23 protein-coding genes and 5 pseudogenes are annotated in these 25,657 nt (G+C 68.1%); 18 read left to right on the top strand and 10 right to left on the bottom strand.

The genetic code is table 11. The annotated features are described in order from the left end of the window. The first annotated feature begins 8 nt into the window (after nucleotides 1-8). The 12 genes and pseudogenes from ACFVTC_RS01235 to ACFVTC_RS01180 all read left to right on the top strand — a co-directional run. Entirely contained in the window at nucleotides 9-1,571 is a 1,563-nt protein-coding gene (locus ACFVTC_RS01235) for a sugar ABC transporter ATP-binding protein (RefSeq protein WP_390122687.1), read from the top strand. Further along, the gene (locus ACFVTC_RS01230) at nucleotides 1,564-2,607 is read left to right on the top strand and encodes an ABC transporter permease (RefSeq protein ID WP_390122685.1); all 1,044 of its coding nucleotides are present in this window, start codon (nucleotides 1,564-1,566) and stop codon (nucleotides 2,605-2,607) included. Before ACFVTC_RS01235 ends, ACFVTC_RS01230 begins: the two co-directional genes overlap by 8 nt. 99 nt (nucleotides 2,608-2,706) lie before the next feature. Beyond that, nucleotides 2,707-4,032 (top strand): L-fuconate dehydratase, encoded by a 1,326-nt coding sequence (locus ACFVTC_RS01225; RefSeq protein WP_390122683.1) that lies wholly within the window; start codon nucleotides 2,707-2,709, stop codon nucleotides 4,030-4,032. Beyond that, nucleotides 4,025-4,933 carry an amidohydrolase family protein gene (locus ACFVTC_RS01220; RefSeq protein ID WP_390122681.1) on the top strand — a complete coding sequence of 303 codons (909 nt, stop codon included), beginning with the start codon at nucleotides 4,025-4,027 and terminating at the stop codon, nucleotides 4,931-4,933. The genes ACFVTC_RS01225 and ACFVTC_RS01220 overlap by 8 nt, the downstream gene beginning before the upstream one ends. After that, entirely contained in the window at nucleotides 4,924-5,361 is a 438-nt protein-coding gene (locus tag ACFVTC_RS01215; RefSeq protein ID WP_390122679.1) for an RbsD/FucU domain-containing protein, read from the top strand. The genes ACFVTC_RS01220 and ACFVTC_RS01215 overlap by 10 nt, the downstream gene beginning before the upstream one ends. Continuing rightward, complete coding sequence (locus ACFVTC_RS01210; protein ID WP_390122677.1) at nucleotides 5,358-6,401, top strand: zinc-binding dehydrogenase; 1,044 nt, start codon at nucleotides 5,358-5,360, stop codon at nucleotides 6,399-6,401. The genes ACFVTC_RS01215 and ACFVTC_RS01210 overlap by 4 nt, the downstream gene beginning before the upstream one ends. Then, on the top strand, nucleotides 6,398-7,159 hold the full coding sequence (locus tag ACFVTC_RS01205) for an SDR family oxidoreductase (protein ID WP_390122675.1): 762 nt from the start codon (nucleotides 6,398-6,400) through the stop codon (nucleotides 7,157-7,159). Before ACFVTC_RS01210 ends, ACFVTC_RS01205 begins: the two co-directional genes overlap by 4 nt. After that, nucleotides 7,156-7,782 carry a bifunctional 4-hydroxy-2-oxoglutarate aldolase/2-dehydro-3-deoxy-phosphogluconate aldolase gene (locus ACFVTC_RS01200; protein WP_390122673.1) on the top strand — a complete coding sequence of 209 codons (627 nt, stop codon included), beginning with the start codon at nucleotides 7,156-7,158 and terminating at the stop codon, nucleotides 7,780-7,782. Before ACFVTC_RS01205 ends, ACFVTC_RS01200 begins: the two co-directional genes overlap by 4 nt. 52 nt (nucleotides 7,783-7,834) lie before the next feature. Further along, nucleotides 7,835-8,223: pseudogene (locus ACFVTC_RS01195) on the top strand (sugar kinase); the annotation flags it as partial. Between the two features lie 33 nt (nucleotides 8,224-8,256). After that, entirely contained in the window at nucleotides 8,257-9,303 is a 1,047-nt protein-coding gene (locus tag ACFVTC_RS01190) for an aldo/keto reductase (protein WP_390122671.1), read from the top strand. Next, nucleotides 9,294-10,040, top strand: coding sequence for a FadR/GntR family transcriptional regulator (locus ACFVTC_RS01185; RefSeq protein ID WP_390122669.1), 747 nt, complete (start codon nucleotides 9,294-9,296; stop codon nucleotides 10,038-10,040). The genes ACFVTC_RS01190 and ACFVTC_RS01185 overlap by 10 nt, the downstream gene beginning before the upstream one ends. A 377-nt stretch (nucleotides 10,041-10,417) precedes the next feature. After that, a pseudogene (locus ACFVTC_RS01180) lies at nucleotides 10,418-10,813 on the top strand (ISKra4 family transposase); the annotation flags it as partial. A gap of 71 nt (nucleotides 10,814-10,884) precedes the next feature. On the opposite strand, the gene ACFVTC_RS01175 reads toward ACFVTC_RS01180, so the two are convergent. The 5 genes from ACFVTC_RS01175 to ACFVTC_RS01155 form a co-directional block, all read right to left on the bottom strand. After that, nucleotides 10,885-11,412, bottom strand: a complete 528-nt coding sequence (locus ACFVTC_RS01175; RefSeq protein WP_390123727.1) for a transposase — start codon at nucleotides 11,410-11,412, stop codon at nucleotides 10,885-10,887. Next, nucleotides 11,409-11,948, bottom strand: a complete 540-nt coding sequence (locus ACFVTC_RS01170) for a winged helix-turn-helix domain-containing protein (RefSeq protein WP_390122667.1) — start codon at nucleotides 11,946-11,948, stop codon at nucleotides 11,409-11,411. The genes ACFVTC_RS01175 and ACFVTC_RS01170 overlap by 4 nt, the downstream gene beginning before the upstream one ends. 66 nt (nucleotides 11,949-12,014) lie before the next feature. Then, complete coding sequence (locus ACFVTC_RS01165; protein WP_390122665.1) at nucleotides 12,015-13,112, bottom strand: hypothetical protein; 1,098 nt, start codon at nucleotides 13,110-13,112, stop codon at nucleotides 12,015-12,017. 801 nt (nucleotides 13,113-13,913) lie between these two features. After that, nucleotides 13,914-14,159, bottom strand: a complete 246-nt coding sequence (locus tag ACFVTC_RS01160) for a polymorphic toxin type 44 domain-containing protein (protein ID WP_390122663.1) — start codon at nucleotides 14,157-14,159, stop codon at nucleotides 13,914-13,916. Between the two features lie 411 nt (nucleotides 14,160-14,570). Beyond that, nucleotides 14,571-14,855, bottom strand: coding sequence for a hypothetical protein (locus tag ACFVTC_RS01155; RefSeq protein WP_390122661.1), 285 nt, complete (start codon nucleotides 14,853-14,855; stop codon nucleotides 14,571-14,573). A gap of 384 nt (nucleotides 14,856-15,239) precedes the next feature. Here ACFVTC_RS01155 and ACFVTC_RS01150 point away from each other — a divergent pair, with 384 nt between their 5' ends. Both ACFVTC_RS01150 and ACFVTC_RS01145 read left to right on the top strand, forming a co-directional pair. Beyond that, nucleotides 15,240-17,426 carry a PP2C family protein-serine/threonine phosphatase gene (locus tag ACFVTC_RS01150; protein ID WP_390122660.1) on the top strand — a complete coding sequence of 729 codons (2,187 nt, stop codon included), beginning with the start codon at nucleotides 15,240-15,242 and terminating at the stop codon, nucleotides 17,424-17,426. Beyond that, the gene (locus ACFVTC_RS01145; RefSeq protein ID WP_390123725.1) at nucleotides 17,423-18,010 is read left to right on the top strand and encodes an IS3 family transposase; all 588 of its coding nucleotides are present in this window, start codon (nucleotides 17,423-17,425) and stop codon (nucleotides 18,008-18,010) included. Before ACFVTC_RS01150 ends, ACFVTC_RS01145 begins: the two co-directional genes overlap by 4 nt. On the opposite strand, the gene ACFVTC_RS01140 is transcribed toward ACFVTC_RS01145, so the two are convergent. From ACFVTC_RS01140 to ACFVTC_RS01125, 4 genes are all read right to left on the bottom strand, one after another. Then, a complete protein-coding gene (locus tag ACFVTC_RS01140; protein ID WP_390122658.1) occupies nucleotides 17,991-18,407 on the bottom strand; it encodes a peptidoglycan-binding protein in 417 nt (138 codons plus the stop codon). The two genes, ACFVTC_RS01145 and ACFVTC_RS01140, sit on opposite strands and share 20 nt — an antisense overlap. Before the next feature lie 137 nt (nucleotides 18,408-18,544). After that, entirely contained in the window at nucleotides 18,545-19,105 is a 561-nt protein-coding gene (locus tag ACFVTC_RS01135) for a hypothetical protein (RefSeq protein ID WP_390122656.1), read from the bottom strand. Nucleotides 19,106-19,205: 100 nt separating this feature from the next. Continuing rightward, nucleotides 19,206-19,610, bottom strand: coding sequence for a hypothetical protein (locus ACFVTC_RS01130; RefSeq protein WP_390122654.1), 405 nt, complete (start codon nucleotides 19,608-19,610; stop codon nucleotides 19,206-19,208). Nucleotides 19,611-20,014: 404 nt separating this feature from the next. After that, nucleotides 20,015-21,277: a glycosyltransferase family 4 protein gene (locus ACFVTC_RS01125; RefSeq protein WP_390122652.1), complete on the bottom strand. Its 1,263-nt coding sequence runs from the start codon at nucleotides 21,275-21,277 to the stop codon at nucleotides 20,015-20,017. Between the two features lie 461 nt (nucleotides 21,278-21,738). On the opposite strand from ACFVTC_RS01125, the pseudogene ACFVTC_RS01120 reads away from it, so the two are divergent. The 4 genes and pseudogenes from ACFVTC_RS01120 to ACFVTC_RS01105 form a co-directional block, all read left to right on the top strand. Continuing rightward, nucleotides 21,739-22,071: pseudogene (locus tag ACFVTC_RS01120) on the top strand (winged helix-turn-helix domain-containing protein); the annotation flags it as partial. A gap of 139 nt (nucleotides 22,072-22,210) precedes the next feature. Continuing rightward, nucleotides 22,211-22,754 (top strand): annotated as a pseudogene (locus tag ACFVTC_RS01115) (transposase). A 40-nt stretch (nucleotides 22,755-22,794) separates the two neighbouring features. Further along, nucleotides 22,795-23,802 (top strand): NAD(P)H-dependent glycerol-3-phosphate dehydrogenase, encoded by a 1,008-nt coding sequence (locus ACFVTC_RS01110; protein ID WP_390122650.1) that lies wholly within the window; start codon nucleotides 22,795-22,797, stop codon nucleotides 23,800-23,802. 370 nt (nucleotides 23,803-24,172) lie between these two features. Continuing rightward, a pseudogene (locus ACFVTC_RS01105) lies at nucleotides 24,173-24,392 on the top strand (IS5/IS1182 family transposase); the annotation flags it as partial. Nucleotides 24,393-24,550: 158 nt separating this feature from the next. Here the strand turns inward: ACFVTC_RS01105 and ACFVTC_RS01100 are convergent. Further along, nucleotides 24,551-25,369: a hypothetical protein gene (locus ACFVTC_RS01100; protein ID WP_390122647.1), complete on the bottom strand. Its 819-nt coding sequence runs from the start codon at nucleotides 25,367-25,369 to the stop codon at nucleotides 24,551-24,553. Between the last annotated feature and the right edge of the window lie 288 nt (nucleotides 25,370-25,657).

The raw sequence follows: 25,657 nt of genomic DNA, 5'->3' as shown, positions 1-25,657 counted from the left end.
CGGTCGGCATGAACGACGAGGAGCGAGCTGTCATCCACGGGCCCGCGCCGCGGGACACCACTCGGGGTCCCACTCACCCGCCCGTCGTCGAGGCGGCGGGCATCGTCAAACGGTTCGGACAGACGGTTGCTCTCGACGCCGCCCGAATCACCATCAGGCCCGGCGAGACCCACGCTCTCGTCGGCCGCAACGGAGCCGGCAAGTCCACCCTGGTGTCCGTCCTGACCGGACTGCAGGCCCCGGACGAGGGAACGGTCACCTTCGGCGGCCGGCCGGCCCCCCGGCTCACGGACCGCGACGCCTGGCGCCGCAACGTGGCCTGCGTCTACCAGAAGTCGACGATCATCCCCACCCTGACCGTCGCCGAGAACCTCTTCCTGAACCGGCACCAGCACGGCCCTGCCGGGCTCATCAGCTGGCAGAGCCTGCGTCGACGCGCCCAGGAACTGCTGGAGGCCTGGTCCGTCCACGTCGACGCACAGACCCTGGCCGGCGATCTCGACGTGGAGCAACGGCAGTTCATCGAGATCGCCCGCGCGTTGTCCTTCGGGGCACGCTTCATCATTCTCGACGAGCCGACCGCCCAGCTCGACGCGGCGGCCATCAGCCGGCTCTTCGACCGTATCCGCGACCTGCAACAGCAGGACGTGACCTTCCTCTTCATCAGCCACCACCTCGGGGAGGTTTACGAGATCTGCGACATGGTGACGGTGTTCCGCGACGCCCGGCACATCCTGACCGCCCCGGTCGCCGACCTTCCCCACACGGAGTTGGTCGCCGCGATGACCGGCGAGGCGGCGGCCGACGCACGCGAGGACAGGGCGAGCAGCCTCGACACCCGTGTCCCGGCCGCGCTGAGCGTGCGCGACCTGAAGAGCGGCGCCTACGGGGACGTCACCTTTCAGATCGCGGCCGGGGAGATCGTCGGCCTCGCCGGGGCCGCGGGCAGCGGTCGTACCGAAGTGGCCGAGACCGTCGTGGGACTACGGACCGCGGAGAGCGGCGCTGTGGAGATAGCGGGCAGCCGTCCACGTCCGGGTAGCGTACCGGCAGCGCTCGCGGCCGGCGCCGGGTTCGTTCCACAGGACCGGCATCACCAGGGCTTCGTGCCCGCAATGTCGATCGCGGACAACGCCACGTTGTCCGTGCCGCGCAAGCTCAGCAGGAACGGGTTCCTCAGCCGCACCCGGCGCGACCGGCTCGCCGCGGCCATGATCGAGAACCTGGCGATCAAGACGCCCGGCCCCGACCTGCCCGTCTCCGCTCTGTCGGGGGGCAACCAGCAGAAGGTCGTCATGGCACGCGCCCTGGCCGACGACCCTCGGCTGCTTGTCCTGATCAACCCGACCGCGGGTGTGGACGTGCGCTCCAAGGAGTTCCTCCTCGACAAGGTGGAGGAGACCGCGGACACCGGCACCGGAGTGCTCATCGCCTCCGACGAACTGGACGACCTGCGCATGTGCGACCGGATCCTGGTGATGTTCCAGGGCCGAGTGACCCATGAGATCGCCCGCGGCTGGCACGACCACGACCTCGTGGCCGCGATGGAAGGAGTGGATCTCGATGCCTGAAACCGTCCTCGCGGACACGGCCGCCCAGCAGGCCGCCGAGCCGACGGCCAAGCGGACGGCGCTGTTCGGTGGCCGCGTACCGGTGGCCCGGCTGCGTGACCTCGCCCTGGTCCCGGCGATCGTGGTCATCGCGATCGTCGGCCAGGTCGTCAGCCCGGTGTTCCTTCAGCCGGACAACCTCATCAACGTCCTGCAGACCATGTCCGAGATGGCTCTGCTGGTCCTCGCCCAGACGATGATCCTGATCGTCAAGAAGATGGACCTGTCCCTGGAGTCCACCATGGGCCTGGCCCCCGGTGTCGCGGCCTGGTTGGTGGTACCCACCGGCGCGGGTCACGGCCTCGGGCTGCTCCCCGGCGGCTGGGCGATCCCGGTCACGCTCGCCGTGGGCGCGATCGTCGGCGTGATCAACTCACTGCTGATCATCCGTTTCGGGCTCAACGGCTTCATCGTCACGCTCGGTATGCTGATCGTTCTGCGCGGCGTCCTGACCGGCATCTCCGGCGGCCAGACCTTCTTCCAACTGCCCCAGTCCATGCTCTACCTGGGCACCACCGAGTGGCTCGGCATGCCCGCGTCGATCTGGATCTGCCTCGCGCTGTTCGCCGTCGCCATCGTCGTCCTCGGCTGGACCAGCTTCGGCCGCTCGCTGTACGCCATCGGCGGCAACGTCGACGCGGCCAAGGCGGCCGGCGTCCGCACCGACCGGGTGATGTGGATCGTCATCGTCACCGGCAGCGTGCTGGCCGCCCTCGCCGGGCTTCTGCTGTCCGGACGGCTGGCCTCCGTCGCCTCCGCGCAGGGCAACGGCTATATCTTCACCGTCATGGCCGCAGCCGTCATCGGCGGGATCAGCCTCAACGGCGGCAAGGGCACCATGTTCGGAGCCTTCAGCGGCATCCTGCTCCTCTTCATGATCCAGAACGTGCTCACCCTGGGAGGCGTCCCCGCCCAGTGGATCGGCGCTCTCAACGGCCTGATCATCCTGATGGCGCTGACCATCTCTCGTATCACGGGCGGCAAGGTCCAGGAGTGACCCGGGGCCCCCGCCGGCCGCCCCACTCCCCTCCTTCGCCGTGCCCGTCGTCTCGTCGCAGGGGTCGTAACCCGCCCTGTTCCCACAGGAGTTGCCGCCATGTCCTCAGCCGTGTCCGCATCCGCCCGTATCACCGCCCTGGACGTCCTGGACGTACGGTTCCCGACCTCCGAGCACCTGGACGGTTCGGATGCGATGAACCCCGAACCCGACTACTCGGCGGCTTATGTCGTCCTGCGCACCGACGACATCGACGAACTGGAGGGCCACGCCCTGGCCTTCACCACCGGCCGCGGCAACGATGTGCAGGCCGCCGCCATCGCCGCCCTCGCCCCCTATGTGGTGGGCCTGTCCGTCGAAGAGGTCTGTGCCGACCTCGGCGCGTTCTCCCGCTCCCTGGTCCACGATCCCCAACTGCGCTGGCTGGGACCGGAGAAGGGCGCCATCCACATGGCCACCGGCGCGGTCGTCAACGCCGCCTGGGACCTCGCCGCGAAGCGGGCCGGCAAGCCCGTCTGGCGCTTCCTCGGCGAGATGTCGCCCGAAGAGCTGGTCGCGCAGGTCGACTTCCGCTGGCTCAGCGACGCCCTCACCCCCGAGGACGCACTGGACATCCTGCGCCGCGCCGAACCGGGCCGCCAGGAGCGGATCGCCAACCTCCTGGAACGCGGCTACCCCGCCTACACCACCACCCCCGGCTGGCTCGGGTACTCCGACGAGAAACTGGCCCGCCTGTCCCGCGAGGCCGTCTCGGACGGCTTCACCCAGATCAAGTTGAAGGTCGGCGCAGACCTTGAGGACGACATACGGCGCATGCGTACGGCCCGTGAGACGGTCGGCGACGCGATCCGCATCGCTGTGGACGCCAACCAGAGATGGGACGTCCAGCCCGCCATCGACTGGATGCGCGCACTGGCCCCCTACACCCCGTACTGGATCGAAGAGCCCACCTCCCCCGACGACATCCTCGGCCACGCCGCCGTCCGCAAGGCACTGAGCCCCATCAAGGTCGCCACCGGGGAGCACATCGCCAACCGCGTCGTCTTCAAACAACTGCTCCAGGCAGAAGCCGTGGACATCGTCCAGATCGACTCCGCACGGGTCGGCGGCGTCAACGAGAACATCGCCATCCTGCTGCTCGCCGCGAAGTTCGGCGTACCAGTCTGCCCGCACGCGGGCGGTGTCGGCCTCTGCGAGATGGTCCAGCACCTGTCGATGTTCGACTACATCGCCGTCTCCGGCACGGTCGAGGACCGCGTCATCGAGTACGTCGACCACCTGCACGAACACTTCGTCGACCCGGTCCGCCTCACCGACGGCCACTACCTCGCACCGGAACTGCCCGGCCTGAGCGCGGAGATGCGCACCGAATCCCTCAAGGAGTACACGTACCCCGACGGCCCGGTCTGGTCCACCCGTGTCTGAGAACGAGGGCCTGATCGACGCCCACCACCACGCGTGGAACCTGGACCGCCGCCCGCAGCCCTGGCTGGAGGCGTCGGGGCACGAACCCCTCCGACGTAGCTTCGGCCCAGACGTCCTGCGTGCCTCCGCGACCCGGACGATCGCCGACCGACGACTCGCGAGCACGGTGGTCGTCCAGTGCGTGGCATCCGTCGCCGAGACACGGGAACTCCTCGCCCTGGCCGACGACGACAGCCTGATCGGTGCCGTCGTCGGCTGGGCGGATCTGTCCTCACCCGCCGTCGGCGACGTACTCGACGAACTCCGCGCCGGCCCCGGAGGCCGTCACCTGCGGGCTGTGCGACACCTCGTACAGGACGAGCCGGACCCAGGATGGCTGCAACGCCCTGTGGTGGAGCGGGGGTTGCGGGCGGTGGCCGAACGGGGACTCGCGTACGACGTACTCGTCCGCAGCCACCAACTCCAACAGGCGATCCAGCTGGCCGAGCGTCTGCCCCAACTGCCGCTGGTCCTGGACCATGCCGGCAAGCCGCCCGTCGCCGAGCGCGCGCTGGACGGATGGGAGCAGGACGTACGGCGGCTGGCCGCGCACCCCCAGGCCCGGTGCAAGGTGTCCGGCCTGGTCACCGAGGCCGACCACGAGAAGTGGACGCTGGACGACATCCGGCCGGTCTGGGACGTCCTGCTGGATGCCTTCGGCCCCGACCGGCTGATGTTCGGCTCCGACTGGCCGGTCTGTGTCCTCGCGGGCGGTTGGAATCGCTGGGCCGCCACCGTCGAGGAACTGCTCGACGGCTGCTCCGCCGCAGAGACCGCGGCGGTCCTCGCCGAGACCGCTTCCGCCTTCTACCGCCTGCGCTCTCCCGGCAACGACAGCAAAGAAGGGACACCGTGCTCCTGACCGACCTGTTGCACCCGGGCATCCTTCATGCCCTCGCCGGAGCCGGCCACGGGGCCCGCGTCCTGCTCGCCGACGGTCACTGCCCCGCGAGCACCACCACCGGAGAACACACACGAACCGTGCACCTCAACCTGGCCCCCGGCCTGCTCGACGTCACCACCGTCCTTGACGTCCTGCTGCCTGCCCTGCCCGTCGAGTCGGCCCACGTGATGGTGCCGCCCGAAGGCGAACCGGAATCGCCGGCCATCGCCGAACACCGCTCCCGGCCGGCACCCGTCCCCGTCGAGGCACTCGGCCGCTTCGAGTTCTACGACGCAGCCCGCTCCCCGGACCTCGCGCCGGCCGTCGTCACCGCCGACATCCGTACCTACACCAACCTGCTGCTGACCATCGGTGTCCGCGCGGAAGGGACCCTGACCCCACGATGACACTCGCAGTCCGCTACACCTCAGCCCGCACGCTGGACATCGCACCCATCGAGACCTCCGCCCCTGGACCGGGCGAAGTGGAACTGGCCCCCGCCTACGTCGGCATCTGCGGCACCGATCTGCACATCTTCCACGGCGACATGGACGCCCGCGTGAGCACACCCGCCGTCCTCGGGCACGAGATGTCCGGCCGTGTCGTACGCGTCGGCCCGGACGTCGAGGGCTGGCGGCCCGGTGACGCGGTGACCGTGATGCCGCTGCGCTGGGACGACAGCTGCCCCGCCTGCCGCTCCGGGCACCAGCACATCTGCCGGAACCTCGACTTCATCGGAATCGACTCGCCGGGCGCGATGCAGCAGCGGTGGACCGTGCCCGCCGCCACCCTCGTCCGGCTGCCCGGCTCGCTCCCCCTGGACCGGGCCGCGCTCGTCGAACCGACGGCAGTGGCCGTGCACGACGTCGGCCGGGCCGGCGTCCGCGACGGCGAGAAGATGGTCGTGGTCGGCGGTGGGCCCGTCGGTGTCCTCATCGCGCTGGTCGGGCGGGCCACGGGGGCCGACGTCCGAGTGGTGGAGCTCAGCGCCCACCGGCGCCTGCTGGCCGAACAGTTGGGGCTGATCGCCTGGGATCCGGCCGACGTCGACGTGCCCGACCTCGTACGGGACTGGACCGGCGACGCCGGCGCCGATGTCGCGTTCGAGGTCTCTGGCGCGGCGGGCGGGGTGGACACCGCGGTCGAGGTACTCGGCGTGCGGGGCCGACTGTGCCTGGTCGCGATCCACCCCAAGCCACGCGAGATCAACCTGCACCGCTTCTTCTGGCGCGAACTCACCCTTGTCGGCGCCCGGTTGTATGACCGCTCCGACTTCGAGCAGGCGGTATCCCTGGTGGCCGACGGGACCATCCCCGCCGAACGCCTGATCAGTAAGGTGGTGTCGCTGGCCGAGGCGCCCTCCGCGTTCGAGGCGCTGGAGGCGGCCGGCGACGTGATGAAGATCCTCGTGGAGTGCGGCGACGAGCAGCGGGGAGATCAGGCGTGAAGATCTTCGACCTGACCGGCAAGCTGGCGGCCGTCACCGGCGCCCGACGCGGCATCGGAAGGGCCATGGCCCGCGCGCTCGCCGAGGCCGGTGCGGATGTCATCGGCGTCAGCGCGAACCTGGAGAAGTCCGGCAGCCACGTGGAGAAGGACGTCGTCGCCGCCGGACGCTCCTTCGAGGCGATCCGCACCGACTTCGCCGACCCCGAGGCCGTAAGTGCCCTCGGCGCCGACCTCGCGGGACGCAAGCGGCCAGTCGACATCCTGGTCAACAACGCGGGCACCATCCGCCGCGCCCCGGCCGTCGAACACACCGACGCCGACTGGGAGTTGGTTCTCCAGGTCAACCTCAGCGCCCAGTTCGCACTGACCCGCGCGGTCGGCGCGGCGATGGTGGCCCGCGGCCGGGGAAAGGTCATCTTCACGGCGTCCCTGCTCAGCTTCCAGGGGGGCATCAACGTCCCCGGCTACACCGCCGCCAAACACGGCATCACCGGACTCACCAAAGCCTTCGCCAACGAATGGGCCCCCCACGGCGTCAACGTCAACGCCATCGCCCCCGGCTACATCGCCACCGACAACACACAGGAGCTGCGAGTCAATCCGATACGCAGCCGCGCGATCCTCAGCCGCATACCGGCCGGACGCTGGGGCACCGCCGACGACCTCACCGGCGCCACCGTCTTCCTCGCCTCCGACGCCGCCGCCTACGTCCACGGCACCGTCCTGCCCGTCGACGGCGGATGGCTGGGCCGATGAGCACCAGTCTGGCGTCGTTGCCGGGCGCCCGGATCCTGCCGGTACTGACCGTGCTCCGCGCGACCATGGCCGGTCCGCTCGCGGAAGTACTCGTACGGGGCGGTGCGCGGTGTGCCGAGGTCACCTTCCGTACACCAGAGGTCGAGCAGGCGCTGAAGGCCATGGCGGCGCACGGCGGGCTGACCGCCGGCGCGGGCACGGTACTCACACCGGAGCAGGCCGAGCGGGCCGTAGCCGCCGGCGCACGCTTCGTCGCGTCGCCCGGATTCGACCCCGCCGTGGTCGCCAAATGCCGAGTGTTGGGCGTAGCGATCCTTACCCGCATCGTCACCGCCACCGAACTGCTGCGGGTCCTGCGAGGCGGAATCAACTCGTCAAACGGTTCCCGGCCGAGGCACTCGGCGGCGGTGCCAGTGCTCAAATCCCCGGCAGCGCCGTTCACCCAGGTGTGCTCCGTTCCCACGGGCGGATTCGGCCACGCCCGTATGTCCGGCTACCTCGCCCACCCCGCCGTCATGACCGTCGGCGACAGTTGGATGGCGACGGCCGGACATCTGGAGCGCGGCGAGTACCCGGAGATCCGGCGACTGACCGCCGGGGCCGTGGCACGGAGTGCGGCGTGAGCAGGCGCGGTCATGGCGCCGAGGCGATCGCCCTGGGAGAGGTCATGCCGCCGACGCGCTCACCGAGGTCGCCGGCCTCCTCCCGTCGGCCAGGGTGCTGGCGACGACCCTGCGCGAGGTGCCCTCGGCCGGTGTCAACGACTGGGCTTCGGCCGCCTGGTCACCCCGGACCGGCCCGGTCACCGGCCTCCGGATGCCGGGCCTGCAAGTCCTGGACCGCTCGGCTCCGGCGACGGCTTCGCCGCCGGACTCATCCACTGCCTGCTCACCGGCGACGACCGCCGAGCGGGCGGTTGGACGACGGCCTGCTTGAAGGGGGCGCACGCCTATGGAACCGCGCACGGCGCCCTCACCATGACAACTCGGGGCGACGTCTCCATGGCCACCCTCACCGAGGTCGAGGCCCTCATGACCGACGGCTCGGCCGCCGTCACACGCTGACCGCTCGCCAACGGCACCCCTGAGAAGGACATCTTGCAACGCCGGAAGATCCACGACACCCGCATCGAACTGACCGAACTCGGCTTCGGCGCCTCCGTGATCGGCAACCTCTTCAGGGTCACCCCGCCCGAGGACGCGTCGGCCGCCGTCGACGCCGCCTGGGACGCGGGCATCCGCTACTTCGACACCGCCCCCCACTACGGGCTCGGCCTGTCCGAACGCCGTCTCGGAGCCGCCCTGCGAGGCCGCCCCCGCGACGAGTACATCGTCTCCTCCAAGGTCGGGCGCCTCCTCGTCCCCAACGAACACCCTCGGGGCGTCGACAGCGAGGGCTTCGTCGTCCGCGACGACCTGCGCCGCCAATGGGACTTCAGCCGCGACGGCGTCCTGCGTTCCATCGAGGCCACCCTGGAGCGCACCGGCCTCGACCGACTCGACATCGTCTACCTGCACGACCCCGAGGACCACTGGCAACCAGCCGCCGACGAGGCCATGCCCGCCCTCGCCGACCTGCGCGACCAAGGAGTCGTCGGCGCCATCGGCACCGGCATGAACCAGTCGGCGATGCTCGCCCGCTTCCTGCGCGAGACCGCCGCCGACCTGGTCATGCTCGCCGGCCGCTACACCCTCCTCGACCAGACCGCCCTCGACGACGTCCTGCCCGACGCCCAGGACACCGGCAAGAGCGTCGTCGCCGTCGGCGTCTTCAACTCCGGCCTCCTCTCCAGCGACCTGCCCGCAGCGGGCCTGAAGTACGACTACCAGGACGCCCCACCCGCCCTCGTCGCCCGCGCCCGGGCCATCGCCGAAATCTGCAAACAACACGGCACCACCCTCCCCGCCGCCGCCATCGCGTTCCCCACCACCCACCCCAGCACCGTCAACGTCACCCTCGGCATGCGCACCCGCGAGCAGGTCGAACGCAACGCGGACCTCCAGCGCAGTGCCGTGCCCCAGGCACTCTGGGACGACCTGCGGTCCCAGGGGCTGATCAGGCCCGACGTACCCGCTGCGGGCGGCGCCGACGGTAGTGTTCCGATCGGTGACGGCATTCAAGGGAGGCATCACCGTTGTCTCTGACTGACAAGGCGATCGCGCAGATTCGGCAGCTCATCGCCTCGGGAGCCCTCCCGCCCGGCTCCAAGCTGCCTCCCGAGCAGGAATTGGCGGCCCAGCTGGGGTTGTCCCGCAACCTCGCCCGCGAGGCTGTCAAGGCACTGGCCGTAGCGCGGGTGCTCGAAGTGAAACGGGGAGACGGTACCTACGTCACGAGCCTCCAACCGAGCCTGCTCCTGGAGGGACTGGGCGGCGCGGTAGAACTGCTCCAGGGCGATCCGGACGCCGTACTGGACCTCATGGAGGTCCGGCGCCTGCTCGAACCCACTGCCACCGCTTTGGCAGTCTCCCGGATGTCCGCCGACGGTCTTGCCCAGGTGAAAAGACATTTGGACGCGATGCGGGAGGCACGCGAGGACGTGGAGCGGCTGAACGCCCACGACGTCGCGTTCCACCGCGCCATCGTCTCCGTCACCGGCAACGAATCGTTGATCACCCTCCTTGAGGGCATTTCCGGCCGCACCCTGCGCGCCCGCATCTGGCGCGGACTGGTGGACGCCCGAGCCGCCAGTCGCACGCTCGCCGAACACGAGGCGATCTACGCCGCCCTGGCCTCAGGGGACGTCACGCTGGCACATGCCGCGGCGCTGTTGCACGTGAACAACACCGAGCAGTGGTTGCGCACGCATCTGAAATCCACCACGGAGCTGGGCGAGGACACCGCAACTGCTCGACTCTCCATGGAAAAAGCACAGGACTGAAGAGCACCGAGGGGGCCGGCCACGTCCTACATCCGGCGCGCTCGGCACGGAAGGTCCCACTTGCGTGGGCTCGTCGGTCAGCCCTTCGGGAGTTGGGCGGACGTGGAGTCCCATCCCCCATACACAGTGCCCCGGATCTCGCTGCCGGTTGTGGTGGAGCACGGGAGCGACCACATGCGAGGGCAGGTCGTCGTCCAACCGCAGGATGGCGTCTGAGCGCAGCCTCCCGTCCTGAGATCCTCTCGGGTGCAAGGTCGTCCGACCGGCTGGCGCTGCGCACCACCGCAGGAATGACCGCCCTCGACCGGCACAACCCGCTCTTCATCGCCCGGATGCGCGTCGAGCACCACACCAACGCCACCGGACAGCGGCCGCCGGTACTCGGTCCGGAAGGACAGCCGCGGACCTGGCGGGAGACCGGTCACTGCCGCCTGCTGACCTGCGTGTTCGGTTCGGTTCGGGTGACCCTGATCGCCCACCGCGGCCGAGGCGTTGCCAACGCGCACCCGGCGGACGAGAAACTGTCACTGCCCGCCGGCCGACACTCACGAGGACTGGCCCGCCTCGCGGTCCTGGAAGCCGTCCGCGGCTCATACGACCAGGCCACCGCCGCGATCGAACGACGATGCGGCAAACTGCTCGGCAAGGGCCATCTCGAAGAACTGCTGGTCGCCTCGGCAGTCGACATCGCCGCCTACTACGTGAGGAAGATCCCCACCCCGTGCACCCGCAAAATGCCTCTGACCATCCCGATCGACGGCAAGGGCGTGGTGCCGACCCATTGATCTTCACTGCCCGGCCTGACAAACCACCGCTACTGAAGTTGAAAGCGTGATGTCGGTGGTCAGTCGTCCATGATCAGGCCGGTCTCGGCGAGACAGCCGTCGACGAGGGTCGGGCGGTACTGGATCCGCTTGAGCTGGCGTTTGACGGCTCTGGTGATCTGGCTCAGGTCGGCGGCGGCAAGGTTGCCGATGTCTCGCTTGACCAGCGACCAAATGCCCTCGGTGGGATTGAGGTCCGGTGCGTAGACGGGCAGTTGGAACACGGTGAGCCACTCGGCGTTCGCATCGATGAACTCCCGCATGCCTCTGGTCAGGTGGAGGCGGACGTTGCCCCGGACCAGCACAATCGGGCCGCCGAGCTGGCTGCGGGCACGGACGATGAGATCCCGGAAGTCTCGCCAGCCGAAGCCTTTCGGCTCGTCCTTCCGGCCCCGGTACTCCCGGATCACGTAGATCAACCTGGCCTGCTCACCAGGCTTGTAACAGGTCATGCCCGCCATCGAGACCCGCCCGGAGCCGCGGCCCCTCACCCGCACGACCGGGGTCCGGCCGATCCTGCCCCAGGTCCTGGCGCGCGGCGGAGTCAGCGATTGCCCGGCCTCGTCCTCAAAGACGATCCAGGCCCCGCGCTCCGCCGCATTACTCCTACCCGCGGCCAGGTCTCCTTCTTCCAGACCTCGACCGCCTCGTCATCGCGCTCGATGGCTCGGCGGGCAGGCTGCTGCCGTGACCAACCGTGACGCTTGAGCAGCTGCCAGGCGCCCTCGACCGTGTAGGAGACGTGGAAGAGCCGGCCGATCAGCGTCCTGATTCGTGCCAGCGTCCATCGCTGGTCCGCCCAGCCCTGAGCGAGCGGACCGCGCTCCAACTTCCGCTCCAGCCGGGTGACCTGGGGCTTGCTGAGTTTCGACCTTCCCGGCGAGCCCTTCGACAGCAGCCCCGCCTCGCCGTGCTCGCGCCAGGCCCGGCGCCATCGCTCCGCTGACCGGACACTCACCCGCAGCGCGGCAGCGACCTCCGCGTTCTTCTGCCCGGTCTCGAAGCGTTCCACGGCCTGAAGCCGCAATCGCTCCCGCTTGCCCCTCTCGGCGTCGGTCAGCCCTCCGCCCCGCGCGTATCTCACACCCCAGGACTACTGGGTGTCAGCAGGGGACGTCGGGCTAATGGCGCAGGCGTCACCCGCCCCACGTCAGTTCTCCTGACCCAGCTCCCACAGGTGCAGGGAAGTCCTGTCCTTCGAGATCGTGTACCACCTGCCGCCCCCAGCTGTGCGCGCAGGCCCCGAGACTGGGAGGGGATAGGAGAGTTCGCCGAGCAGGTCCATTCCGTTTACGTCGACCAGCCAGTGACGGACCGGTCCATACCGGGCATCGCATTCGGAGGTGCCGGCAACGGCGCTGCCCTCGTCCACGAAGGCGGCTTCGAAGTCCCAGTAGACCCTGTCGGTGCCGGCGTTCCGCGGGTGCGCGGGCACGGCGTCCGCGGCGTCCAGTTTCCGTATGACCTTCGAGCCGTGCTCCAGTTGGTGGAGCGAGAGCGACCACTGCCCGACGGGAACAGTCAGGAGCCGTCGACCAGACGGGCTCACCGCGAGGAGGATCCGCTCGATGCCAATCTGCTCGGCGGTCAACTGCTGCCCGTCCCACCGTCCCCACAGCACGGGCGACCCTTCTTCGCCTTCACCCAGGCTCAGCCCCATCTGTGAAGGGTCCGAGTGCGACGTGTGCAGGGAGCTGGAGGCCACGGTCCCGGTGGTCATACGTCCCACGCCCCTTCCGGCTACGGCGTCCAGAACCACCCACAGTTCCTGGTCGTCCTCCGCGTTCCCGTCACTGGCCAGCGGCCCGCGGACGTGTGCCCAGACGAGCTTGCCGTCTGCACTGACGGCGGCCGAGCCGCTGTCAGCATAGAAGTGGCCCCTGTCGTCCGCGTACTCGTCGAACGACGCATGCAGCACCGGACAGCCGCCCCAGCAGCCGTGCCGCATTTCCCACCGCGTCGCACCGGTCGCCTCCACCGACCGTGCTGCGTGGACGCCGGCGAACACCGCCGCATCCCGTTCCGGTGACACGGTCACTGTCCCAAAACGACGAGGCCAGGGCGCCGGGAAGCGGATCTCAGAGCCTCGACCAGCGTCAGGCTCATCAACATCGAGCGCCACCACCTCAGCGTCGCCACGCTGCACCAGGAGCGTGCGGTTCGGCCAGCACACCAACTGCGGGGCATCTGCCGACGCGGGGTCCAGCGGAGCTGTGATGGTGGTGACGAGACGAGCGGCGATGGTCACGGTTTCTTCCAGCCACAGACGACACGGACGACACGAGGGCCTGACAGCCCAACCCTATGGGCAACGCCCACCCCGCCGAGCGGACCTCGAGCCGCGTCTCTGAGGTCGCCTCTGGCTGGCCGACATCACGCATTCAATTTCAGTAGCGCGTCAACCGCGCCCACTCGGACGGCACCTTCCCGTCCCGAAGGATGAGGAAGGGTCGTCGCGCCGTTCACCGCGCGGGAAATGAGCTCCGCTCAGAATCCGGGAGCGGGGAGGAACCCCGGCCACCACGAGGGTGCGCCGCTGGGGCATTCATAGGTGGAACCGCTCCAGAAGAGGGAGACGGCACCCCGGCACAGGGTGAGGAGTACCACCACGAGGGCGAGGGCGTGAAGGAGAGGTCGTTTCCCCAGGAGAACGCCCACCAGCACCCAACTCAGGACCAGAGGACCCCAAAGGAACGGAATAAAGAGGAAGATGAGGAAGGTGCTGTTCGCCGCATTGTTGACGCCGCCGCCACAGGCACTCAGCGCTCTACCGAGAAGCATGGCGGTGAGCAGCGCGAGAGCAAGCCCCACCACCGCGCCGAGACATCCGTGAAACCGTCGTTCACCCATACATCCCCCGCAGAACTGTCGAGTACCTCAGTCACCGGATCCGCCACTTTATCCGCCCGGCGAACATGCCCTCGCCCGCCGATACTTGCCCGACTCGCGCCAGACGGGTCGGGCAGGAACTCCACTGCCTCTTCTTCACCTGGTTCGTCCCTTTTTCGTACATCTTCCCGGCCAGGTCGACAATGGAGGCGTGGAACTGCTACCGAGTCAGGTCGGGACTGTGCTGATCGAACAGGTCGATTCCTGCCCGCATCGTCATGTGGTCCCCCGGGTCGTCCTCTCCGACGAGGACCGGATCGGAGATGGACGCCGCTTCGATGAGTGTGTCGGAGTCGAATCCTGCGGCCTGGCCGACATATCCGTAGTGGACGTTCGACCAAATGTCGTAGAAGACCTTGTAGCCAGCGCACCTTGTAGCCAGTGCCAGGAACGTCAGTGAAAACACCGTTCTCGCGGAGGTCGAACTCCTCCATCAGTTTCAGCTTGTGGTCCCAATCACATATTCCGGGGCGGACCTTGGCACCCCACAGGCCCATGGCCGTCAGCGTGTCCTTCCCCATGTCCCGTGCGCTCAGGTAGTCGTACCAGGCATGAGGTCGCAGCAGGCGGCACTCCGCGCACGCACGGTCCGATCACCCATCCCCTCATCCGGACTCCGTCCAGGAATGAATATCCCGGTCGCCGACACCACCGCAGTCGTGCTCTAACCAGACACAGGAATGGGTGTACTTGGTAATCCGCACCCGCTGACGCTGACTGCGCACATGCCCGCTGCCCGTATCCGACTGCGCGCTGGTCATCGATCCCGGCGCCTGGAGCGAACCTGAGGCACTCGTCGGCGCGGACGCGGTCCCGGTCATCGACGGCCACGGTATCGATGGGCGGCCACGGCGACGGTACCGTCGGCGTGGATGACTGGGTTCACCGTGCCGCCGAAGGCTGGTGTGCCTCCGGTGGAGTTGCTCATGGTGAGGACGGAACTGAGGAAGTTCACCGACAGAGCGAGCAGGGTGACGATGGCGGCGGAACCCGGAATGCCAGCCGATGACACGGAGGGTACGAAGGTCAACGCCGCAAAGGCAAGGCCCCCGCCGTGCGTGCCACACCTGAGGCTAATCGCTTCATACGGATCGGACTCCATTCCCGTAATGCGGGAATTCGCAGCAGAAGTGGCGACTTCGCACCGTGTGGATGCTGACAGAGGGGTCTGGATCCGTCAGAATTCGTGCCCCCGTTGATACGCGAGCAACACGTTCCGGCAAGGTTGAATTTCGTCCAACTGCAGAGGAAGCCGCTGCGGGTGCCTCCAACCGTCGACCGCGCGTACTCGGACGTCACGGACATCAAAGTCAACGAGACTGCTCTCGGGCGGCCGGGGTGGCCTTTCGCAATACTCTCCTGAATCTATATAGAATTGTCGGGGTATGTCTTTTGCACAGCTGGCCCACTCGGCCAGCTCCGGAACCAGACTGAAGCCTGCCGGGCGCACGATGACTGAGCGCGTGGCTGGTGTCCAGGAAGGTCGGTGGCGGTCGTGGTATCTGCTGCGTCGGGCTCCGCACGGGACTGGAAGGAGATGGCCGCTCACTTCCGGTGTCTGGTGACGGACGCCGATGCCTCAAGCGCCATGCTGTTCCTCCTACCGCCCGAGGAACCGGTCCTGCAGCTGTCCATGCTGTACGGCACGTCCTGGACCGTTCTCTCCTCCTGGGCGCGGATCCACGTGGAAGAAGCGATCCCGGCTGCCGAGGCAACGCGCGAGAAGCGCATGGTCTGGGTTGGTGACCCCGAAGAACTGGCGCTGCACTATCCCCGGCTCGCTCTCATGGTCCCCGACCACGCCGTGGCCGCAGCCCCGATCGGTGAGCCCGTGCGGGGTGCGGTCTGTCTGCTGTGGCCCCCCTCGCATCCCAGGCACCTGGGCCCGGAGGAAACCGCAGCGATCGAAACGTTCTGCCACCGGGCGGGCCGGCTGTTGGAGCACTCGACACAACGCGGACGTCCGTTGCGGCCCGGGAAGCGTCCCATCACCCTGACGGCGGAACGCTCCTGCACCCCGGACCAGGCCGAAGCGCTGGCGGCCCATGACTACGCCTCGCGCCTGCCGGGGGCGATGTCCCTGGACCTGGAGGGCCGGGCGACCTTTGTCAGCAAGGCGGCAAGCGACCTGCTCGGAGTGGACGCCGCCGACCTGCTGGGTGCGCGACCGTGGGAGCGCCTGCGGTGGCTCGGTGGATCCAGCTTCGAGGACCGGTTCCGCGCCTCGGTCATCAGCCACGGGCCCGCACATTTCACTGTCACACGCCCACCTGACGCATGTCTGTCCTTCACGCTCTACGCCGACGCCTCCGGTGTCAGCGTCCACATGTCAGCCCTACCCCAGACATCACCGACCGGTCAGAGCTGGCATGTCCCGCCCCTCGTGGAACCGCCGGAGATCAAGCCGTTCCACCAGCTGATGCACCTGGCGGCAAGCCTCACAGAGACGGTGCGGGTGAGCGATGTCGCCGAGGCCATCGCCAACCAGTTCCTGCCCGCATTCGACGCCACGGGCCTGATCTTGATGACCGCCGCCGAAGGACGCCTGCAGGTCGTCGGTCACCGCGGCTACGACAGGGAATTCCTGTCCCTCTTCGACGGACACTCACTGGACGCCGATAATCCTCCCGCGAAGGCCCTTACCGGTCACAGTCCCCTGTTCTTCACCAGTTTTGCCGAATTTCAGCACAAATATCCGACGGCAGTCCAATACGGCACCAGGAACGCATGGGCGTTCCTGCCACTGATCATCCGCGGCCGGCCAGTGGGAATCCTCGTACTGTCCTTCGACCAGCCCCGACAGTTCCCCCCGACGGAGCGCAATCTCCTGATTTCAGTGGCCGGACTCGTCGCCCAAGCCCTGGACAGAGCCTGTCTGCACGAAGCCAGAGACGATCTCGCCCGCACCTTGCAAGCCGGTCTGCTGCCGCAACGACTACCCGCCGTTCCCGGCTTGCGGGCCGCCGCCCGCTACCTGCCCGCGGCGCACGGAACAGACGTCGGAGGCGATTTCTACGACCTCATCCGCTGCGGCGCCACAAGCGCCACAGCTGTCATCGGCGACGTCCAGGGCCACAACGTCCGCGCCGCAGCCCTGATGGGCCAGCTGCGCACCGCCGTCCACACCCACGCCGCCGTGGGGATGCGTCCGGACGATCTCCTGACCCGCACCAACCAGGTGCTGTGCGATTTGGATCCCGGTCTCTTCGCCAGCTGCCTCTGCATCCAACTCGACCTGGTCCGACGCCGGGCCCTCCTGGCCACGGCCGGCCACCTCCCGCCCCTCCTACGCCATCCCAACGGCCATACGGAAGCCCTCAGCCTGCCCCCGGGACTACTGCTCGGTATCCTCGCGGACGCCGACTACGCCGCAGTGGACATCCCGTTGTCCTCAGGTCTCACTCTGGCGCTCTACACCGACGGGCTCGTCGAGACACCAGGCATCGACATCGACGATGCCATCAGCACCCTCGCCTGCCGACTGGCCCAAGCCCCGGACGATGACATCGAAGGCCTCACCGACTCCCTCCTCACTGGTGCCCGGCTCACCCCGCACACTGACGACATCGCCATCCTGCTGCTCCGCGTCACGAACCGATCCACAACTGCGCCGGTCCCGCCGATGAGCCCTGCCACAGAGATCCCGGACGATGATCCACTGGGCGATGGCTGACAAAATGTCCCGCGAACCGACGGGAGAATCCGCGCCGACCTAGCGAACCGAAACGGCAGGTCTTCGAGGCCAACTACCTGGTCTACGGCGCCCGCGAGATCCGGCATCAGCTGCACTGTCAGGGGCACCGGGTCGCCCGCTGCAGGGTCGAGCGACTGATGCGCGAACTCGGCACAACCGGCGCCCTACGCGGCAGATACGGCTGGTGGGCCCTGCTGGCTCCAAGGGCGCGGCGCAGTGCCCACCAAGCGGAAGTGCCGATGCGCATGGAAATGGGAAGCGCTCATCCGACACTCAATGACGGCGACTGCCGCCTACGCCGTATCCCGATCTCGGTGAGCTGCGCCCGTCGGGGATGTGCGGAACGTGCGATTTCGGGCGACGGCCGTACGTCTGCGACGACTACGAGGCGGCGCGTGCCCTTGTCACGCTCTCACCCATGCCCGGCTACAACTGACCGGCTCAGGACGCGCTTCGCGGCGGCGGGCGACGCTTCCGCTCGTGATCCGGAGCCGGCCCACGACATCACGGACGGATGCCGCGGCCGACGCAGGCTTGGTGGGGTCACCAGTCGGTCGGGATGAAACCGTCGCAGTAGTGTCCCGAGCCCCCGTAGTAGTTGTCCCCGGTGAGCGAGGTGTCGTGGATCAGGTGTTGCCCCGTGTGCGGGCCGACGATCCCGTCACCGGGCAAGCCCATCCACCACACCTGCGCCTTCTTGACCCAGGAAGCGGTCTCGTTGCCGAAGACGCCGTCCTCGTCCATGGGCCGGGTGATGTTGCCGGAGACGTGCTCGTGGATCACCCAGTCATTGATGAGGTGCTGGACGCACCACACGGCATGCGGGTTGTTGTCGTAGCCCTCGGCGATGTTCGGAAGCTGCGAGGCCGACGCGGCGGGGGCCGCGAACAGTGCCCCACCGGCCACAGCCGCGGCCGCCAGGCCAACCGCGAGGGAACGGGGCAGTCGAGACGTGCGCATAGGTGCCTCCAGAGGCGAGGAAGTGCCCAAGGCGACCCGGGGCCCGATGCCGTCGGATCGCCTCTCGAACGATGCCCGCCCTCCGAGGCGGCCGGCCACGCCCGGCAAGCATCTGAGGCAATGACGGGACGCCATGCCTATTGAACTGCGGCAACGCGTCCGCGATGAAGCATTTCCGGGACGGCCACTGGGCTTCGTGAGCTTTCAAAGCGCGATGTCGAGATGAGCGTCGCAGACCGGTTGGGAACCGGATCTGCGTTCAGTGAAGCGCGGAGCACCCGACCCACGGTCGCGCGAAGGCCGTGACTCAGGGAGACGTACCCGCCTGCGAGTTGGTCCGGCTGCGGCCGGACGACGTCTCCCCCACTCCTCTCGACCCGCGTCGCAACTTCGGCACCGACGAGGACAGGACGCGCTTCGGCGAGGAACTGCGCCAGGCTCAACTCGCCGCGCGCGTCGCTGTGTCCCGCACCGCCTTCCTCGTTCTGTGGCCGGACCACGCCGAGCGGATCGGCGAGGCCGTCCACATCCTGTTCAACGGCGAACGCCGCTTCCGCGGCGCCGTCCATGTCGGCAGGGACTCCCTCGACCTCGTTGTCCGCGACGACCCCGGCCTGGATGCGGCCGGCCTGCTCGACCACCTCAAGGACGTGAAGGATCTCGCCGCGCGCAAGCGTGCCGAGGAAATCGCGGCCCATCAGGCCGTCCCATCGAGGGCCTCCGCTCCCAGCCCGGCAGCTCTCAGCGCGCAAGTCTGCCATCGTGGTGCAGCAGCGCCTGCAGGAGGGACAGGAATGGTCAGTCTTGTCGGGTTACCTCCAAGGACAGGTCGTTGTCCACCGTGTAATAGGGCCTGACATCAGTGGCGCCGAGGGTGATCGACGGGTAGACGAAGATCTCCTTGCGGTCCGCCACGTCATCGAGCAGGCGGCCGATCCGGGTCAGCGGTGCGTTCTCCTCCGCTTGGACGAAGACATCCCAGACGCCGCTGTCTCGCGCGATATCCACCAGCTCACTGCTGCCGATGGTGAAGGAGAAACTCCTCCGGTCGTCCTGCACCTCGGGCTCGAGAGTCCGTGCTGTGCTGGTGCCGCGCAAACGCAGGCGTACGGTGGCCCCCTGGCGGATTGACCTACCGTGCAGTCGGGCGGTGACTGTCATGGATTGGTTGGCGGCCTGGATACGTTCGACCTCTGCGTGCATGGTCCGGAGCCACGATCGCACCGCGAGGTACCCGTCTTTGGTCACATACGGGACCCGGACGGCGATGGGCGAGGATCGGTCACGGCTGCTTCCGTCAACGAGGGCTCGGAGGTCACGTGCCCCGGGGCGCATCCTGTCTCGTCGACCGTCAGGCTCCCGAAGTACGTAGGCGTCCCATCGCCCTTCGGAGAGTGTCAGCCCGGCCGGCAGAACGGCTAGCAGGCGACCGTCGTCACCGGCCTTCACGTCCAGCAGGTGTGTGACTTCTTCCGGCTGCCCCTTCTTGGGGCGCAACCGCAGGAGCAGTCGTGGGCGGGGGGCCGAGACTGGTCGGAGACCGAAGGTGATCCGGCCGCCGGCGTCCACCGTGCAGCTGGCACGAGGCTCAGTGTCGTCTGCCGTGCTCATCGCACCCTCCGTATGGTGCGCAGAACCTTGCTGCCTGCGGTGTAGAGGGTGTCGCGAGCGGCAAAGCTGCGACGGAGTAGATTCTGGTTCGTCCTGGCGCGACCCGGATCCGTGCGGTGTCCGGAACGTCTGGCCTCGATCGCCTCGGCGAAGAGCCGCTCGGCCTGCTCTGTCACGGGACCGGGAGCGAACCGGCGGGCGTTGTACAGAGCTGAGCGGCCCATGCGGCGACGCCGTTCGTCGTCACCTACGAGTTCCATGAGGGCCGTTCCCAGTGCGTCGCGGTCTCCGACCGGGACGAGCTGACCGTCGACCCCGTCCTGGATGATCTCTCCAGGGCCATACGCGCAGTCTGTACTCACAACCGGCAGCCCACACCGCATCGCCTCGACGATGGTCATGCCGAACGGCTCGAAGTTCGAGGCGGCCGCCCCGATCGATCCCTTCACCCACTCCGCCTCCATATGGGCTGCCGCTCCCATGAGGAAGACATTGTTGCTGAGGCCGAGGTCCATGATGATCTGCCGCAGACGCTCCTGCTCCGCTCCCTTGCCGTAGATGCGCAGCTGCCAGTCGGGGTAGGCCGCGGCGACCCGGGCGAACGCTTCGATGAGCAAGTCGTAGCGCTTCACCGAAACCAGGCGGCCGGCGGCGACCACCACTTTCGCGCTGCCGTCCGCGGGCGGTAGGCCGGGATCTGGAACGGAGTTGGGTAGAGCTTCCACCCGGACTCCTGGCAGGCGCATCTTGCGTCGGTAGGACGCGGCGTCCGCATCCGTGACTGTTGTCACTGTGTCGAGATCGCGGTAGGCGCGACGCAGAGTTCTACGTAGTCCCGGCGGATGGTTGTCGAGGGTGAGGTGTTCTTGTCCGATGCGGGCGACACCGTCCGGGGCCTGGAGCGCCAGGTGCACATTCAGTCCGGGGCGGGTGCCGATGACTACGTCGGCGTCGGTCGACTCCAGATACGTGCCGATTCGCTGGTCGGTCAGCTCGCTGTATTGGTGATAGCGATATTCGTAGGAGGGGAAGACCCGGGCGGGTCTGAGGTGCAGAGGGTGTTCCTTTTCAGTTCTCAGGTCCACCAGTGGGCGCAGTGAAACTCGGCCGTCTAATGCAGAATTTGGCTGCTCTCTGTGCTGTAGCACAGAGACGATCTCCACAGAGTGCCGCTCTCCCAGCGCCTGAGCAAGGTTGAAGGTGGTGGTGATCGTACCTCCTATCCCATAGGCGTTATGAATCAGGAAGGATATCTTCATGATCTGCTAGACGCGCCAACAAGCCCAAGGTTGCCACGAGTTATCATTTTGTGACTATCGGGCCGTGTCATCCGGGCCTCGCGGACGGGGTAGCGAGGAACCTTAGCCGCAATTGAACAGATGAACTACGACGCCCATCCATTCTGACACTTTCATTCCGAACGCCGACTTGCGGATGAAATCTCACATTCCCCGTGACCGAGCGAGCGAACCTCAAACCCCCGTCAACCCACCCTGCTCAGCGGCTTTCCGGGTGGTTTGACGGCCTGTTCGGGCTGGCAACGTCCGAGACGGCAGTCGACGTAGGCGAAATTCCGTTTATACCGTACTACTGACCTTCAAAGCCTGGTGTCGGCGGGGGCTGACGGCGGGTGGTCCCTGCGGTATCCCGAGTGCATGAGGTATGCGCAAAGGGGGGCGGGCTGACCGACGAACGGCGGGCCTTCCGGGAGAAGTTGAGGATGGAGGCGGCCGGGCGGTTCGCCCTGGGTGAGGAGAACGCGGTCATCGCTCACGACCTGCGTGTCAGCGTCCGGTCGCTACAGCGTTGGCGCAGGGCCTGGTCGCGGGACGGATCGAGAGCCCTGGCCTCGAAGGGCCCGGCATCGGTGGCGCTGCTCAGCGACGAACTGTTCGCTGTGGTGGAGCGGGCGCCGGCCAAGGGGCCGGTGGCACGCGGCCGGCCGGACCAGACCTGGACCCTGTCACGGATCACAACGCTGATCGGGCGTCGGTTCCACACGAGCTACACCGTGCGGGGCGTGGCAGCCCTGCTCAAGCGGCACGGCTGGACCTGCCGGGTTCCTGCCCGGCGTGCGATCGAGCGGGACGAGACAGCGGTGGCCGGCCGGGTGAGGGAGACCTGGCCGAGCGTGGAAGGACGGGACGGCGCACGACGCCTGGCTCGTCTTCGAGGACGAGGCCGGATTCTCGATGACGCCGCCGCCCACCCGCACCTGGTCCCGCCGCGGCCACACCCCTGCGTCCCGCGTGCGGGGCCGCTCACGCCGCCGCCTGTCTGTGGCCGCCCTGGCCTGCCCACAAGACCGGCGAACGATCACGCCTGATCCACCGGCCCTGCCCGGACCCCCGGCCCGACGGGCGCAAGAGCTTCTCCCGGAAGGACTACCGCGACCTGATCCAGACCGCGCACCAACAACTCGGCGGCGCGATCGTGCTGGTCCGGGACAACCTGAACACCCACCTCACCGCCGGAATGCGCCGCCACATCGCTGAACGGGACTGGCTCACCGTCTACCGCCTCCCGCCCCGCGCACCCGACCTCAACCCGGTCGAAGGCATCTGGTCCGTCCTGCGACGCACCACCACAGCCAACCGCGCCTTCGCCGACCCCGAAGACCTGATCACCTCAGTCCGGCGCGGGCTACGCCAGCTCCAGCACCGCCCCGACGTCCTCGACGGCTGCCTCACCGGCACCGGCCTCCGACGCCAGCCGGCGCCGGGCAGTCACCAGTAGGGTGCCGGCGGGACCTTGCAACAAGTCAGGAGTGTGGCGGATGGCTCGGTTTGCAGTGTTCTCCGCGGGATCGTGGGGAACGGCCATGGCGAAGGTCTTCGCCGACGCCGGGAACAACGTCATGGCCCACGCCCGACGGGACGAAGTCGTCGACGCCATCAACACCCGGCATCAGAACCCCCGCTACTTCCCCGGTGTCCTCCTGCCCTCCCGTGTGCAGGCGACAAAAGACACGACGTTCGCCCTCTCCGGCGCGCAGTACCTGGTGCTGTCGGTGCCGGCGCAGACACTGCGGGACAACCTCACCCATTGGGCTCGATACATCCGGCCGGACACGCTCGTCGTCAGCCTGATGAAGGGCATCGAGACGGACACCGGGCTGCGTATGTCGGAGGTGATCCATGAGGTGACGGGCATCCCGTTCGAGCGGATCGCCGTCCTGTCCGGGCCCAATCTCGCACGGGAGGTCGCCGGCGGGCAGCCGGCCGCATCCGTCATCGCCTGCCCCGACGAGACCGCGGCCGCCGCGCTGCAAAGCGCCTGCCGCACCTCCTACTTCCGTCCGTACACGACGGCGGATGTGACGGGCTGCGAGCTCGGCGGCGCCACCAAGAACGTCATCGCCCTCGCCGTCGGACTCGCGACCGGCCTCGGCCTGGGCGACAACGCCCGCGCCCTGCTCATCACCCGCGGCCTCGCAGAGACCGCCCGGCTCGGTGCCGCGCTGGGCGCCGACCCACTGACCTTCTCCGGCCTCGCCGGCGCCGGCGACCTCATCGCCACCTGCTCCTCGCCCCTGTCCCGCAACCGCACCTTCGGCGAGCACCTCGGACAGGGAATGACCGTCGACCAGGCCGCGCGGGCGACGAACCAGACCGCAGAAGGCGTGAAGTCCTGCCGGGCGATCCGGCGCCTGGCCCGGGAACACGGGGTCGAGATGCCGATCACCGAAGTCGTCACCGCGGTGATCGACGGCACGACAACAGTGAAGGACGCAGCCGCAGCCCTGATGTCACGAAGCCCCAAGCCCGAGCTCTACGGCGCCTGAACGGACATTGACGTCTCCCCCGAAACCGGCGCCGTCCGTCGCCCCGGAACCCATTCCCGCCACCCCTGTCACCTGGGTGACCACGACCACCGACCGCACCCCCGCGCGGGGCCGTCGCCAGCCGCCTGGTGGATGCGCACGAGCAGGTTCAGCGCGGAGGAGTCCGCGAAGCCTGCCGCACCGCCGAGGACGTCACCAACTCGGCGCACATAGGGGCGGCGAGTCGGAACACGCCCCTACTCCCCATGTCTCCCGCTCGGATGCCACCTCTGACCGGCAGTTCTGGGGGCATTTCCGGGCCGAGATCTCGCTGCGACGCCATTCCAATTGGTGTGATCTTGCGGCAGTCCGGGGTGATGATGGTGCGCTGCCTCGCGGCCGACGGCCCGGCAAGCACCGCCCGCCCGCCCGCAAGGGCATCGCGTCATCCCGACGTCTGCGCCGGCATCGGCGGGTCGTGGAGCGGAGTGAGTTCTGGCTGTCCGGGGGCCGACGCCCCCCACCGCCGCCGCGGGCGAAAGCCAGAACACTTCCTCGCTTTCACCGCCGTCGCCGCGACCCTCATATGCCATCGCAGACTGACCACCTGAAATGGCGTCTGAGATTCCGCGCTGGAGCTCGACCAGCGGGTTACAGGAGTCGGCGTCCTCCAGGGAGTCCACGGTCGCCGCGGCCGGCTCCTGTCACGAGGAACCGTGCCACACGACACCGCTCGAGCGTGCGAGTGCACAGGTAGGTAGCGGCCCGCTCAGCGCGCGTTGGCGGCGTCTCGCAACACGAAACGGAGGTCGGGATGGGCCGGATCCGGAAAGGGCCGACCTTCCGGAAGCACCGGGGCGAGCGTCGCGAACACGCGTTCCACGACGTGGTCGGTATACCCAGCCAGCGTCTCGGACGCTTGCAGCAGCACCCCTCCTTGCCGCGAAGGGACCACACGGTGGAAGGTGCCGGAAGCCGCCAGCGCCTCCGGGCCGCCCAGTCGGAGCGCCAGTTCTCGCGGGCATACCGTGACCCACGCGTAGCCACGCAGGAAATCCCGGCCCTCGGGAAGCGAGTCATCGAGATTTCGCGTCAAAGCGGCCTCGATGTTCGACCGGTCGGAGAAGGAGTCCTTTTCGATACGGGCGAACACCGGGTTCAGGTCGTCGAGCGCCAACGCGAGGAAATCCACCAGATCCGCGCAGTACTTCGGATCGGCCAGCCTCAGAGATCCTGCCAGGAGGCCCACGACGAGCTTCGGCCAACTGCCCTCCACCGGAAAATAGGAGCACTGCACTCGCCCAAGAGTGTCATCGCCGTAGAACTCCGTTATGACCCAGTCTGGACTCTTCTCCAGCTCCGCCTTCAGTCGCGCGCGGTTCCTTCCCAGATGAGACAGATTGCTGCGGCGGCTCTCCCCAGCCTGCCGTACGGACGTCCCGGTTCGCACCCCGAATTCGGCGCGCTCCTCCTGATGGACCAGTTCGGCGAAAGGCCCGGAAAACGCCCTCTCGAACCAGTCGACCAGGACGGCTCCCCGATCTGCCGCACCAAGCGGATCGAGGGTTGCCTCCACGTATACATCCATACGTCGTCCATTCCTCTCGCACGGGTTCAGCACCCGGAAGCCACCACCCTCAGTACCTGGGTGGCGAGCCCTCGGCCGGTGCATCTCAGCACATGCCGCCCACGAGGCAGGCAGGCCCCTTGGACAGGACGTTCCCCACGGCCATCGCAATGGAGAAGACCGCGTTCGATGAGTTCGTTCAGGGCGTCTGCCGCGGTCTTCGCGTCCGGAACACCGTCCGGTGACGGATCCCTTCGCGGCGGGGACCGGAAACGGGGCATCACTCACCGCGCCGGTTCCCGACCACTC

The organism is Streptomyces sp. NPDC057950 (assembly GCF_042887295.1).
Taxonomy (GTDB): Bacteria; Actinomycetota; Actinomycetes; order Streptomycetales; family Streptomycetaceae; genus Streptomyces; species Streptomyces kaempferi.
This window is presented reverse-complemented; position numbering and strand designations above follow the sequence as displayed.

What these genes read in the sequence shown, in the direction of transcription:
- ACFVTC_RS01110 (WP_390122650.1), top strand. Translation starts at nt 22,795, where the DNA reads ATGGCTCGGTTTGCAGTGTTCTCCGCGGGATCGTGGGGAACGGCCATG.
- ACFVTC_RS01140 (WP_390122658.1), bottom strand. Translation starts at nt 18,407, where the DNA reads ATGCGCACGTCTCGACTGCCCCGTTCCCTCGCGGTTGGCCTGGCGGCC.
- ACFVTC_RS01135 (WP_390122656.1), bottom strand. Translation starts at nt 19,105, where the DNA reads ATGGGCCGCGATTTCCTCGGCACGCTTGCGCGCGGCGAGATCCTTCAC.
- ACFVTC_RS01125 (WP_390122652.1), bottom strand. Translation starts at nt 21,277, where the DNA reads ATGAAGATATCCTTCCTGATTCATAACGCCTATGGGATAGGAGGTACG.
- ACFVTC_RS01210 (WP_390122677.1), top strand. Translation starts at nt 5,358, where the DNA reads ATGACACTCGCAGTCCGCTACACCTCAGCCCGCACGCTGGACATCGCA.
- ACFVTC_RS01100 (WP_390122647.1), bottom strand. Translation starts at nt 25,369, where the DNA reads ATGGATGTATACGTGGAGGCAACCCTCGATCCGCTTGGTGCGGCAGAT.
- ACFVTC_RS01225 (WP_390122683.1), top strand. Translation starts at nt 2,707, where the DNA reads ATGTCCTCAGCCGTGTCCGCATCCGCCCGTATCACCGCCCTGGACGTC.
- ACFVTC_RS01230 (WP_390122685.1), top strand. Translation starts at nt 1,564, where the DNA reads ATGCCTGAAACCGTCCTCGCGGACACGGCCGCCCAGCAGGCCGCCGAG.
- ACFVTC_RS01235 (WP_390122687.1), top strand. Translation starts at nt 9, where the DNA reads ATGAACGACGAGGAGCGAGCTGTCATCCACGGGCCCGCGCCGCGGGAC.
- ACFVTC_RS01155 (WP_390122661.1), bottom strand. Translation starts at nt 14,855, where the DNA reads ATGGAGTCCGATCCGTATGAAGCGATTAGCCTCAGGTGTGGCACGCAC.
- ACFVTC_RS01130 (WP_390122654.1), bottom strand. Translation starts at nt 19,610, where the DNA reads ATGCACGCAGAGGTCGAACGTATCCAGGCCGCCAACCAATCCATGACA.
- ACFVTC_RS01200 (WP_390122673.1), top strand. Translation starts at nt 7,156, where the DNA reads ATGAGCACCAGTCTGGCGTCGTTGCCGGGCGCCCGGATCCTGCCGGTA.